The sequence below is a fragment of the Micromonospora sp. NPDC003776 genome, assembly GCF_053605645.1.
Genome location: NZ_JBSGJR010000177.1, coordinates 1 through 11,380, shown reverse-complemented (window position 1 = coordinate 11,380; position 11,380 = coordinate 1). Strand labels below are relative to the sequence as shown.

The 11,380-nt window shown below is 69.5% G+C and carries 10 protein-coding genes and 2 pseudogenes; 7 read left to right on the top strand and 5 right to left on the bottom strand.

All coding sequences use genetic code 11. The annotated features are described in order from the left end of the window. Nucleotides 1-37: 37 nt before the first annotated feature. Nucleotides 38-268 (bottom strand): hypothetical protein, encoded by a 231-nt coding sequence (locus tag ACWEVO_RS16615; RefSeq protein WP_452308403.1) that lies wholly within the window; start codon nt 266-268, stop codon nt 38-40. A gap of 202 nt (nt 269-470) precedes the next feature. On the opposite strand from ACWEVO_RS16615, the gene ACWEVO_RS16610 reads away from it, so the two are divergent. From ACWEVO_RS16610 to ACWEVO_RS16595, 4 genes and pseudogenes are all read left to right on the top strand, one after another. Next, nucleotides 471-1,970: an alpha/beta hydrolase fold domain-containing protein gene (locus ACWEVO_RS16610; protein WP_452308402.1), complete on the top strand. Its 1,500-nt coding sequence runs from the start codon at nt 471-473 to the stop codon at nt 1,968-1,970. Nucleotides 1,971-2,112: 142 nt separating this feature from the next. Continuing rightward, nucleotides 2,113-2,721: pseudogene (locus ACWEVO_RS16605) on the top strand (histidine kinase); the annotation flags it as partial. Nucleotides 2,722-2,744: 23 nt separating this feature from the next. Next, on the top strand, nt 2,745-3,494 hold the full coding sequence (locus tag ACWEVO_RS16600) for a sialidase family protein (protein WP_452308401.1): 750 nt from the start codon (nt 2,745-2,747) through the stop codon (nt 3,492-3,494). After that, nucleotides 3,491-3,970, top strand: coding sequence for a hypothetical protein (locus tag ACWEVO_RS16595; protein WP_452308400.1), 480 nt, complete (start codon nt 3,491-3,493; stop codon nt 3,968-3,970). Before ACWEVO_RS16600 ends, ACWEVO_RS16595 begins: the two co-directional genes overlap by 4 nt. A 39-nt stretch (nt 3,971-4,009) precedes the next feature. Here the strand turns inward: ACWEVO_RS16595 and ACWEVO_RS16590 are convergent, their stop codons facing one another. The 4 genes from ACWEVO_RS16590 to ACWEVO_RS16575 form a co-directional block, all read right to left on the bottom strand. Next, a complete protein-coding gene (locus tag ACWEVO_RS16590; protein WP_452308399.1) occupies nt 4,010-5,245 on the bottom strand; it encodes a prenyltransferase in 1,236 nt (411 codons plus the stop codon). A gap of 267 nt (nt 5,246-5,512) precedes the next feature. Continuing rightward, nucleotides 5,513-6,694, bottom strand: a complete 1,182-nt coding sequence (locus ACWEVO_RS16585; RefSeq protein ID WP_452308398.1) for a ScyD/ScyE family protein — start codon at nt 6,692-6,694, stop codon at nt 5,513-5,515. Between the two features lie 657 nt (nt 6,695-7,351). Further along, nucleotides 7,352-7,582: a hypothetical protein gene (locus ACWEVO_RS16580; protein WP_452308397.1), complete on the bottom strand. Its 231-nt coding sequence runs from the start codon at nt 7,580-7,582 to the stop codon at nt 7,352-7,354. Between the two features lie 180 nt (nt 7,583-7,762). After that, on the bottom strand, nt 7,763-8,503 hold the full coding sequence (locus ACWEVO_RS16575) for a hypothetical protein (RefSeq protein WP_452308396.1): 741 nt from the start codon (nt 8,501-8,503) through the stop codon (nt 7,763-7,765). Between the two features lie 169 nt (nt 8,504-8,672). Here ACWEVO_RS16575 and ACWEVO_RS16570 point away from each other — a divergent pair. From ACWEVO_RS16570 to ACWEVO_RS16560, 3 genes and pseudogenes are all read left to right on the top strand, one after another. Next, nucleotides 8,673-9,354 (top strand): annotated as a pseudogene (locus ACWEVO_RS16570) (IS6 family transposase). Beyond that, nucleotides 9,323-9,613, top strand: a complete 291-nt coding sequence (locus ACWEVO_RS16565) for a DUF418 domain-containing protein (RefSeq protein WP_452308404.1) — start codon at nt 9,323-9,325, stop codon at nt 9,611-9,613. Before ACWEVO_RS16570 ends, ACWEVO_RS16565 begins: the two are co-directional and overlap by 32 nt. Before the next feature lie 260 nt (nt 9,614-9,873). Next, nucleotides 9,874-11,055 (top strand): YncE family protein, encoded by a 1,182-nt coding sequence (locus tag ACWEVO_RS16560; RefSeq protein WP_452308395.1) that lies wholly within the window; start codon nt 9,874-9,876, stop codon nt 11,053-11,055. The last annotated feature ends 325 nt before the right edge of the window (nt 11,056-11,380 follow it).

Below are 11,380 nucleotides of genomic sequence, written 5' to 3'. Positions count from 1 at the left end.
GGCTCTGACCTCTGCTAGAGGGCCGGTTCGGCTTATCTCATGGGCGCGGGTCCTCCTGGACCTTCAGGGCGTTGAGGATCGGGTCGCGCTCGCCGATCTCGCTGCGGAGCTCGACCTTCAGGTCGCCGCCGGTGTGCTTGATGGTGATCACGTCCGCGGTCAACGCGCCCGCCTTCGCCTGTACGTCGTGGTCGTGGAGCACGGCCTTCGTCGACCAGAACATCGAAGGTACGCAGACCGGCGGTGCCGCCCGCCCCGGCGCGGCCATTGCGTTTCCCGCTGCCTCCGGCGGCGGGGCACAACCAGGGCACGTTCGATCCAGGTACGCGGGTCACCGGCCAGAGCGCCGGCCACCGCGATCATCACGGCGAGGATCATGATGCCGGGCACGCACCCAGTCGACGCTCTACTGCAGGCGGAGTAGGCGGCAGTAGTACCCGCGTACGGTGGTTGCCTACCGGGGGCGGACGATGCAGGGCATCCGGGTCGCGACGATCGGTGGCATGTCAGAAGAGTTGCTGTCCCCGCGCGCTGCAGACGCCGTCCTGACCCACGCGGCGGAGCATCGGCCGCTGCGCCGGGGTCCCCTGCTGATCACGTCATTGCTGGCGGTCACGGCAGGCGCCGTGATCTACCTTGCTCCGCTGGCCGCGGTGTGGCACACCGCGTGGCCGTACGCTCTGCTGCTCGCCGCCCTGGGTGCCACACAGTTAGGTACGGTTGCCCGCGTGCTGGCCCGCCCCACATCACATCGGGTGGTGTCGGCTTCCGCCGCAGCGCTGGCCGTACTCGTGGTGTGGCTCCTGACCCGCGGCGTGCCGGTCCTGCCGGGTCCCTCGCCGTGGATACCGGCCGACTCGGTGATCGGGTTCGTCGACTACATCTGCGCGGGACTGCAGGTCATCGGCGTAGCGGGGCTCGGCATCGTGTGGGCCTTCGGCGCGGTGGCCGCCTCCCGCGGCCCCGACGCGCGAGCCGCGCGCCGGCCACGGCTGCGCCGGGTGGCGGGGGCGGTCGCTGTCGCGCCGGTGACGCTGGTCGTGCTCCTGGCCGCCTTCGTGGGGTTCAGCGGGGTCAGCGACGGGTTCGCAGGAGCCGGGTTCCCCGGCGACACCGTGGCTCCGCGTCACCTGCCGGCCGGGAAGCGCAGCACGCTGGAGTACTGCCGGATGGACGGGGGTCCGCTGGCCATGGACGTCTATACCCCGCCGGCCGGTGCCAGGACGCCGGGCCGGGGCGCGCCGGTGGCGATGTACATCCACGGCGGTGGCCTGGTACTCGGCGACCGGAAACTCTCCGGGCTGGGCGCATCCCTGTCCAACCACCAGGGTGCGCTGTTCCCCCCGCTGCGGGAGCGGCTGAACAGCAACGGTTACCTTGTCGCCTCGATCGACTACCGGCTGACCCCCGCCGCCCCGTGGCCCGCCCCGCTCGAGGATGCCAAATGTGCGGTGCGGTTCCTCCGGGCGCACGCCGCGGGCCTCGGCATCGACCCCTCCCGCATCGGTGTGTGGGGCGCCAGTGGCGGTGGTTGGCTCTCGTCGATGCTGGGTCTGACCGGCCAGCAGGGCGGGTCCGGTCCGTACGCCAAGCAGCCCAGCGCGGTTCAGGCCGTGGTGGACATGTTCGGCCCTACCGACCTCAACGACTTCGCCGACGCGCCGCCGTTCATCCGGTTCCTGCTCTGGGCCGGTATCGGTCCGTCCAAGGCTACCCGCCACTCGTCCAGCCCGATCAACCACATCACCGGGCAGGCGCCGCCGTTCCTGATCCTGCACGGCGCGCAGGATCAGGACGTTGCACCGCGCCAGTCCGTTCGGTTCGCCGAGCAACTGCGCACCGCCAGCGTGCCGGCAGAGTTCGTCGAGGTCACCGGCACCGGACACACCCTGGCTACCCCCGGACAGCAACCCTCGACGCAGGAGGTGACCGATATGGTGGTTGATTTCTTCATGGCGACGCTGCAATGACGCCTGTCCAGCACGGGCGGACGTCATCGTAGAGGAAACTGGGGTCTGCAAGCTTCGTCGACGGGACGGTCCATGGCGGATTGTGCGCGGGGGCGCATACGGGGAGCGGGTGTTGAGGGGCGGGCCGGTGCTGCGGCGGTGGATGGTGGACGTCGGGATCGCGCTCGCGGTGCTGGTTGCCGCTGAGGTCGCGATAGCGTCCGGCAGCGAGGACGGGTCGGGAGACCGGGACTGGTTCGCGTACCTGCTCGGAGTGGCGATGGCGGCGCCGCTGCTGCTGCGCCGGCGGTACCCGACCGCCGTGCTGTACGCCGTCTCTGCGGCGCTGCTGTTGTTCTACGCGCTCGACTATCCGGGCTTCCCGCCGGCGCTGGTGCTCGTGGTGCCGCTGTACGACGCGGCCCGCGCCGGCCGCCTGTGGTGGGCGCTTCCGGTACCGGTGTTCTTCCTGACCGTCGGTGCCGTCGTGCTGATCGCCCACCGGGAGATGCCGCCGCTGGAACTGCTCGCCGCGTTCCCACCGCAGGCCACGACGCTGGCGGCGGCGATGCTGCTTGCCGCGTTGATAAGCAGCCGGGCCGCGTACAGCGCCGAGGTGCGGCACCGACTGGACCAGGCACAACGAGAGCGCGAACTGGAGGCGGAGCGCCTGGTCACCGAGGAACGGCTGCGGATCGCCCGTGACCTGCACGACACGGTGGGCCACGCGATCGCCACCGTTACCGTGCAGTCCGCCACCGCGCTGCGGCTGCTCGACCTAGAGCCAGAGCGGACTTGCTGGACTGCGGCGGCCTGCACGGGCACGTCAAGGTCTCCCCGAAGGACGGCACGGTCTACGTACCCAAGAAGGGCTGCGGCGGCAACCAGGCCGTCGCGGTCTCCGAGGACAACGGCCTGACCTGGCAGGTCCGCAAGGTGCCGACCGGCCTGCCGGCGGACAGCGACCCATCCGTGGGCATCGGCTCCGACGGCACGGTGTACTTCGGCTACCAGAATGCCGATGGCCATGCGCACGTCGCGGTATCGCACGACAAGGGCCGCACCTGGGAGAGCGACCAGGACGTCGGCGCCGCGCTCGGTGTGCAGAACGTGGTGTTCCCGGCCGTCGCGGCCGGCGACCCGGACCGGGCCGCGTTCGCCTTCCTCGGTACGACCACCGGCGGCAACTACCAGGACGCCACAAACTTCACCGGCGAGTGGCACCTGTACGTCACCGTCACCTACGACTGCGGGCGGACCTGGTCGTTGACCGATGCGACGCCGAACGACGCGGTGCAGAAGGGTTCGATCTGCACTGGCGGCACGACCTGCGGCACTGATCGAAACCTGCTCGACTTCATGGACATCCAGGTGGACAAGCAGGGCCGCGTCCTTGTCGGGTACGCCGACGGGTGCACCGGCGCCTGCGCCACCGGCGGCGCGCAGAACTTCGACGCGCTGGCCACCATCGCCAGCCAGAGCGGCGGGAAGTCGCTGTTCGCCGCGTTCGACCCGGTCAAAACGGCGAAGGGGAAGAAGAAGTGATCCGCGTACAAGCGGGTGCTCTCGTGCTTGCCGCCGCCGCAGCCCTCACCGGCTGCGGCGGCACCGCAGGCGAGACGGATCTCGGCGATCCCGACGCTCCCGGCGCGGCGGAGCCCCGAAGCGCATCCGCGACCACCACCCTGGTCTGCGCGGACGCGGCGACGGCCGTGCCGCGGCCCACCGCGCTCCCAGGCGAGGTTCCGCTGCCGTCCGACGCAACTCTCACCGGCTCGGAGCAGCGGACCGGCGGGCGGCTGGTGGTCACGGCGGTGACACCAGGTGACTTCCGCTCGACCCTCGCGTTCAGGCAGCGGGCCTACCCGGCCGCCGGGCTGACCCTCAAGGAAGGTGAGTTCGAGGACCGCGACGCGGAGTCGAACTTCGCCGGCAAGGGTCTGGTCGGGCGCTGGACGCTGCGCGAGATTCCGGACTGCGACGGCGACACCCTCGTCACCGTGCTCGTGGCCAGGCCCTGACGGCGGCAACGGGGCCGAGCAGCCCCGGCTCGGCCCCGGCTAGAACCTGCCGGCGTTCGTCGGGGCAACGTGGGCGCTGCGGTCCCGACCCTGGTTCTGGGCGGTCTCACCCAATGGCGGTGTCGCCGACGACCTGACGACGTCGACCGTAGGCGCTGTCGCCGCCGCGGCCACTCGCGGCCGGTCGAGGTTGACGCTGGCCCTGTACGCCAACCACAGTCGGTGGGCGAACAGGACTCCGTAGCCGGCGAGGACCGCACCGAGCACGGCAAGCGCGCCCAGGTGGGCGGAGCGCCGTGCCGCATCCAAGATCACGCCGAGCATAGCCGCCGCGACGATCAGGGACACGTGGTTGGATGCCCAGAACACCACCGGTGTCATCCGCCTGGGGTCGAGGTCACGCATTGCGCCGCGGCGGAGCTGCCTGACGAGCCACGCCGATAGCGGCGCGGTAGAGATCATCGCGGCCCAGACCAGCCACGGTACCCAGCCGAGCACGGCGAATGCCGTAAGCATCGCGTACGCGACCGGCTGCGCGCCGACGATCAGGCGCACCGCCGGCTGGTAACCGATGATGACCGGCAGCGTGCGCTTGCCGACCGTCGCGTCTGATCGGCGGTCGCCCAGGTTCATCACCATCATCCGCGCCACCTGCAGCAACGCGGTGGGCGCTAGCACGGCCACCAGCAGCATGGGTACGGTGCCCGCCTGAAGCATTACCGCGACGGCCGGCCACAGGCCATTGAGGATCGCGGCGACGGTGAGCTCGCCCGCGCCCCGGTAGTTGAACTTCAATGGCGGTGCGGTGTAGAACCAGGCAAGCACAACGGCCGCGGTGGCGAGCACGCGTGCCTGCCAGGACGGCATGACGGCCACCATCAGCGCCGACGCGCTCAACAGGACGAACCCGGCGCCGAGCGACACCACGGGAGCTACCAGCCCGTCCACCAGTGCTCGGCTGCCACCGGTCCACGGGGTGAAGTAGACGTTCGCGCGGTCGGCCTCCAGATCGAAGTACTCGTTGCAATAGTGCGTCATCACATGGACCGTCCACGAGAACAGCTGTGCGACGGCGTACCACCTGAAATCGAGCGGGTAGCCCTGGTGTACCGACACCGCCACGGCGAGGCCCACCGGCAGAAGGTTGTAGAGCAGGAAGCGTAGTCGGGCGAGTCGGAGGAAACCGCTCCAGCGAGCCCGCTCACGCCCAATGGAGGACCCCTCGGCGGCGTGGCGCGCTCGCGGAATCAGGCGGGGTTCCAGCATCTCGGCCATCGGCGAGCGCCTCCCAGTAGTCGGACCGTGACAGCAAACTACGTGCCGGCGGGAGGAACGGACACAGTGTGTCGGGAAACCAACTCCGTGGCGTAGTGCGGTGGATGCAAAGAGTGGCGCAGGGAGGGACGAGCTCGAATGGCGCCCGCCAGCACATGGATGCTTGTGCCGAACAGGATCACCGATTGCGCAGCCAGGCCCAGAATTTCGAACCGGGACGTGAAGGTCCAGGACGTCTGGGCCTGGCTGCCACTACCAGCCAGGCCGTCAATGGCTGGCTTGGCTAGTCGCGTAGTCGCGCATTCGCAGCCGCAGCACCTCGCCCTGACCGACCATCGTGCCCTTGTTGGAGATGTAGATCGTGCCGTCGTGGGCGACCGCCACGCCCGTGGGCGTGACGAGGCCGGCCCGGGCGAGTTCGGTGTGGGTGCCGTCTCGCTCCACCCGGATCAATGCACCGGTCGCATCGCCGCTGAGTAGGCCGTTGGTGAAGATCTCGAGGACGAGCAGTCTGCCCTTGTTGTCGAAGGCGATATCGGCGATGTTCGTGAAGCCCCCGGCGAAGACGGTGGGCGTCTGGCCGGGCACGACTCGCCACACCTTCGCTCCGCCGACGGGAAACGGGAATCCGGTTAGCTGGCCGACGTAGAGCGCCCCGCCGGGACCCGTCGTTACTGTGGTCGGCACGAACTGCATCGGGATGTCCGGTCCGCCGAAGGGGTTCGGCGTCGGCGTCGTCGGGAAAACCGCGAGCGTGGAGATGCGACCCTGGCGGTCGAGTCGCAGCAGGTCGTTGCCGCCCGCGTCGGTCACCACGGCACCATCCCGGTACGGCAAGAGGCCGTAGGGATTGCTGTCCGGCCCGGTGCCGGGCTGGTCTTGGTCCGGGTTGTTGGCCGCCTCGTACCCGGCCAGGTCGGCGAAGGCGCTGGCGCCCGAAGGCCCGACCCGGACGGTCTGGCCGATGAGCGCCCCGGCGGGCCCCAGCTGAGCCCGGCGCTGCGGGTCGGTGCCCAGGCCGATGGTGACGAGCGGGCCTGCCTTGGTCAACGCGATGTCGTGTGGTCCGAGGACCTCGGACTGGTTCGTGGTGCCCAGTGACGGAAGGCCGGTAACGACGCGTTTCTGCTGGCGCCCCGAGACTGCGGTGATCGCGCCCGTGGCGCCGAGACAGAAAGTCTGACCCTGCCCGCCGATGATGCATGGTCCTTGGCCGCCTTTGCCGGCCTCGGCGACGAGCACCACTCCCCCGGGCGCCACAGCCAAACCCCTGGGGTTGTCGAGCCCGGTGGCGACCACCGTCATCCGGTCGGCACCGCTATTACTTGTGGCCGCCGTCGCCGCGCTGGGTGCCGACGCGACGACGAGTCCGGCGACGGCGACAACGGCACTGGTAGACCGTAGCTTAAGCCTCACCATTGGATTTCCTCCTGCCTGCTTGTGGACCATGGGGCGTACCTCGGCGACAGCTGTCGATGACGCTAACGAGGTTTCGGGTCCTGATCGCTGACGGTGTCGGGTGTACGACCACCGGCGCTGCCAGGTGCGCCGGAGCGATGTGCAGGAGCGTCTCGGGAAGACCAAGCCGTCGCCTACTCGCGCGGATGTCATCATCCGCAGGCAGCGACAATCAGACCCCGGCGGCGAGCTGCTGCATATGCCTGTAGCTGGCGATGGCGGCCACTCCGGCGACCGTCGCCGCCGACGCCGTTCGCGCGATGCTGGTCAGGTTCACCCGTCCCTGCCTCACGTCACGACCCGAGCGGCATGCCTGGACCGTCGTCGGAGTCGATCCGACCCTTGTGACGCTGCCTCAGAATGGCTTCCACCTCGGGCCATTCGATGTCCCGGTAGCCGTGGTTGAGCATGTCTACGTTCTCGCTGCGGCGTCGAACAGCACAGTGTGGATGAACGTCTGCATCGCTGGGCCGCTGCCGGGTGTCTCGGTGTGCACGAGTCGGCGCTGGCCAGTCGTGACATCGATGAGGTGTAGGTCTGCACCGTAGGCGCCACGGTACAGCGAGGCAACGCCGAGGGTGTGGCCTTGCGGACGCAGGTCGAGTCTGCTCCCCGCCGCTGTTCGGCGGCGCGCAGCGCAGGACGGGCTCACCAGGTGGGGTGCCGGCTGAGCCGCGGCAACATCCGCCAGGATCCCCGGGACACCGGGCACTCCCCCGGCTCCAGGCGCTCCAAGGCGGTGTTGGCGCTCAGCTCGTCGTCCACGAGGCTCTGCAGCGCGGCGTACGGCAGCATGCGCATCTCGCCGAAGGCGATCAGAGCCGGGGACACCCCGAGGCTGAACCGGAATGCCGCCGAGAACTCGAACGTGAGGGACACCTGGACCTCCCCACGCAGGGCCACGACGCCGTACGGCGTGCCGTGCGGCCGCTCCCTCCAGCAGGATCCCGGCCAGGTCGTCCGGGCAGGGGACGCGTGTCCGTGATTCGACAATCGCCACAGCGCCGTGGCTGTGACTCCAGTGAGGGACCCCGGTCCGTCCCCCGGCCGCCGCGCGGACTACGTCAATGCGCTCACATCATGGGCGAGGTTGACCAGAGCGATGACGAAGATCGCGATCAAGCCAAGCCTGGCGATCCACGGCAGGGACGGGTGAGCCAGCAGGGCAGCGCCGGCCGGCAGCCGCCGGGCCCCCTGACGTGCCAGCCAGAGCAACCCCAGGACAGGGAGGACCGGGGCCAGGGGGAGCCAGAGCGCCAGCGACAGCAGAACGGGGGCCAACGGGGCCTGCGCAAACCATCCATCGGGACGGATCCACCGCTCGGCGAGGACGGTGAGTAATCCGGCATACAGCCCGGGTATCGCCATGAACAGCGCGATGCCGAGCCACGGCGAGCCGAGCAGGGTGAAATCGAGACCGTCGGGGTGGACGATCACCGCTCCCACCACGATGGCCGGTCCGCCCCCGATGGTGAGGACCTGGAACCAGCGCGGGCCGATCATCAGTGCCCGCAGGACGGCGTAGAAGGCCACGCCGAGCAGGCCGAACTGCAGCCCGGTGCCGAGCAGTTGCAGCGTGTTGGCCACGGTGAACCGCCCCATGGTGAAGCCGTCGTCGCTGGTCAGTCCGCTCAGGTGCGGATTGAGTCTCGCCAGCAGCATCATCGCGAGCCGGCCACCCACCCCGCCGACGAGCACGCCGAGCAGCGCCCCGGCGGCCGTGATGCCCGCCAGCCGGCGCCCGGCCTCTTCGGCCGACGCTTGCCAGCCGCTCAGGGTCGTCTCTGCGAGATCTGCCACGCAATCCTCACCTGATCAAAGTTGGGCAGCCGACCATAGCTCTGGACGGCACGCGACTGCGGGTAGTGGCAGAAGGCCGACAGGCGCGGCGGCGGCTCCGTTGCGTTGAGCGTTGGCAAGATCGAGGCAGGTTTGAGCAGTGACGTCATCGACCCGTCCTGGCCCGTGGCTGCCTCCGAGGTCGGCGTTCGCCGGGTTTCGGTTCCGGCCAGAGGTGATCGTGGTCGCGGTGCGCTGGTATCTGCGCTACTGCTTGTCCTATCGCGATGTTGAAGAACTGCTGGTCGAACGTGGCGTGGAGGTCGATCACGTAACGGTCTACCGCTGGGTGCAGCGGTTCACGCCACTGCTGGCCGACGCCGCCCGCTTCTGCCGGCACTCACCAGGCGACACGTGGTTCGTTGATGAGACGTACGTCAAGGTCAACGGGCTTGGCGGTACGTGTACCGGGCGGTCGACCAGTAAGGGCAGGTCATCGACGTGCTGGTCTCGGCCCGCCGGGACGCCGGCGCGGCCCGGAGGTTCTTCCGCCGGGCGCTGTCGGCGTTGAAGGTGACACCCGCGGAGGTGGTCACCGACGCTGCCGCGGTCTACCCCGCCGTGCTCGACCAGCTGATCCCGTCCGCGTGGCACCACGTCGAGCAGTACGCCAACAATCCGATCGAGGCTGATCACAGCCAGCTCAAGCAACGGTTGAGACCGATGCGCGGGCTACGAACGGACAAGGCAGCACAGGTGATCATCGCCGGTCACTCGTTCATGCAGAACCTCCGACGCGGCCACTACGAACTTCCCATCGACACCCCGCCGACCACGCGGCTGCGTTCACCGAACTCGCCCAAGCGATCTGAGCGCGGACCGGCACGGGTTCAACACGTCCGCCGATCCGCTAACGCAACGGCGCCCCTGATCTGTGCTCTGATCTTCACCGGGCTCGGTCTCGGCCTGATCGGCCGGGTACCGCCAGCCGGCGTGCTGGCCCTCGCGCTTGGCATCTTCGCCACGCAGCTGGCGCTGAGCGCTCTCTGGATGAGGACCCACCGGTACGGCCCGGTCGAGTGGATCCTCCGCGCGGCGACCAACGCCGAGTGTCCGCCGTGGCGCCGATAAACCCTACGCGAACGCCACCGCAGCAGAGCCAGACGACGGCCAGCACCCAACTCGGGCCCGGTGACCACGTTCCCGCAACGGCCCGCACGACACAACATCACCGCCCTGCGGACCAGCCTCGAGTTGGTCATCACCGGCTTCGGGGCACTGACATTCTTCCCGGCGCATCGCCTGCCGGGGCACCACCGCAGTCGTCACCGCAGTACTGGAGAGGGCAACTCTCCCAGCCCCGGCAGGCATTTGTCCGTTATTATGGCGTAATGCCCCGCAGTCGTTTGCTGGCCGCCGCGCCGGCCCTGTTCCTGTCGGCCGGGCTCCTGGCCTGCACCGACCGGGCACCCACCAGGGAGGCGCTGACCAGCCCGTCCGCGGGCACCTCGGCGGGCCGGTCGTTCGGGCCGCTGGTGACGGGCATGCCGAGCTACCCGGCGGCCGGCAACGTCTACGCCGCCGCCGGCCCCGACCAACTCGCCGCGCCGGTGCGCGGCGACCGCCCGCTGGTCTACGTGCCGAACACCAAGAGCAACGACGTCTGGGTGATCGACCCGGCGACCTACAAGGTGGTGGACAAATTCCCCGGCGGCCCCGAGCCGCAGCACGTGGTGCCCTCCTACGATCTGCGCACGCTCTACGTGGCGTCCAGCCAGATCCCCAACGGTGGCCTGGTCCCGATCGACGCCAGGATCGGCAAGCCGGGCCAGTTCCGGAAGCTCGAGGACGTCTACAACCTCTACTTCACCCCGGACGGCAAGCAGGCGATCGTGGTCGCCGAGGCGTACCGGCGGCTGGACTTCTACGACCTGGGCACCTGGCAGCGGGTGCGGTCGGTCCGCTTCCCCGAGTGCGGCGGCATCAACCACATGGACTACTCCGCCGACGGCAGGACCATGCTGTTCAGTTGCGAGTTCGCCAACCGGATGCTGGTCCTGGACACCGCCAGCCTACGCAAGCTGCGCGACTTCCGGCTCACCGAGGCGTCCGACGGGATGCCCCAGGACACCCGACTCACCCCGGACGGGCAGCACTTCCTGGTCGCGGACATGCACGCCCACGGGGTGTACGTCTTCGACGGCCAGGCCACCCGGCAGACCGGCTTCATCCGCACCGGCCGGGGCGCCCACGGCATCTACTTCAGCCGCGACGCGCGGCTGGCGTACGTCACCAACCGGGACGAGGGCAGTGTGACCGTCCTGGACCTGGCCGGCCTGAAACCCACGGCGACCTGGCGGATCCCCGGCGGCGGCAGCCCGGACATGGGCGGCCTCTCGGCGGACGGCAAGCAGCTCTGGCTGTCCGGGCGCTACCACAACGAGGTGTACGTGCTGAGCACGGAGACCGGCAAGCTGCTGGCCCGCATACCAGTCGGTCGGGGCCCGCACGGCCTGACCGTATGGCCGCAGCCCGGCCGCTACTCCCTCGGCCACACCGGGAACATCCGGTAGGGCTCTCCCCCATCCCCCGCCCGGACTTCGGCGCGATGACCGCGGTGCTCCGGCGATCGGCTCGCCTGCTGGCCGGCCCGGTCGCGCTCAGTGCGATGGTGGTGGCAGCAGCGAGGTTCGGCGGCGACATCTGCCGTGGCTGTTGCGTAACGTTTGCTTGCCTGCTGGTGGTCCGCGCTGGCGCTGGGAGCGATCAGGATCGCTGGGCTGATCGCGCAACTCGGCCAGCACGGGCGTTCTGGTGTGATGTACCGGTGAGAGCGTGCGACGAGAACGGGCTGACCGTACTGGTGGACCGGTTGCGGCGGGATCGCCGTCGTGACCC

Excerpts from the sequence above, each read along its gene's own strand:
- ACWEVO_RS16560 (WP_452308395.1), top strand. The coding sequence starts at position 9,874 with ATGCCCCGCAGTCGTTTGCTGGCCGCCGCGCCGGCCCTGTTCCTGTCG.
- ACWEVO_RS16610 (WP_452308402.1), top strand. The coding sequence starts at position 471 with ATGCAGGGCATCCGGGTCGCGACGATCGGTGGCATGTCAGAAGAGTTG.
- ACWEVO_RS16615 (WP_452308403.1), bottom strand. The coding sequence starts at position 268 with ATGGCCGCGCCGGGGCGGGCGGCACCGCCGGTCTGCGTACCTTCGATG.
- ACWEVO_RS16585 (WP_452308398.1), bottom strand. The coding sequence starts at position 6,694 with ATGGTCCACAAGCAGGCAGGAGGAAATCCAATGGTGAGGCTTAAGCTA.
- ACWEVO_RS16590 (WP_452308399.1), bottom strand. The coding sequence starts at position 5,245 with ATGGCCGAGATGCTGGAACCCCGCCTGATTCCGCGAGCGCGCCACGCC.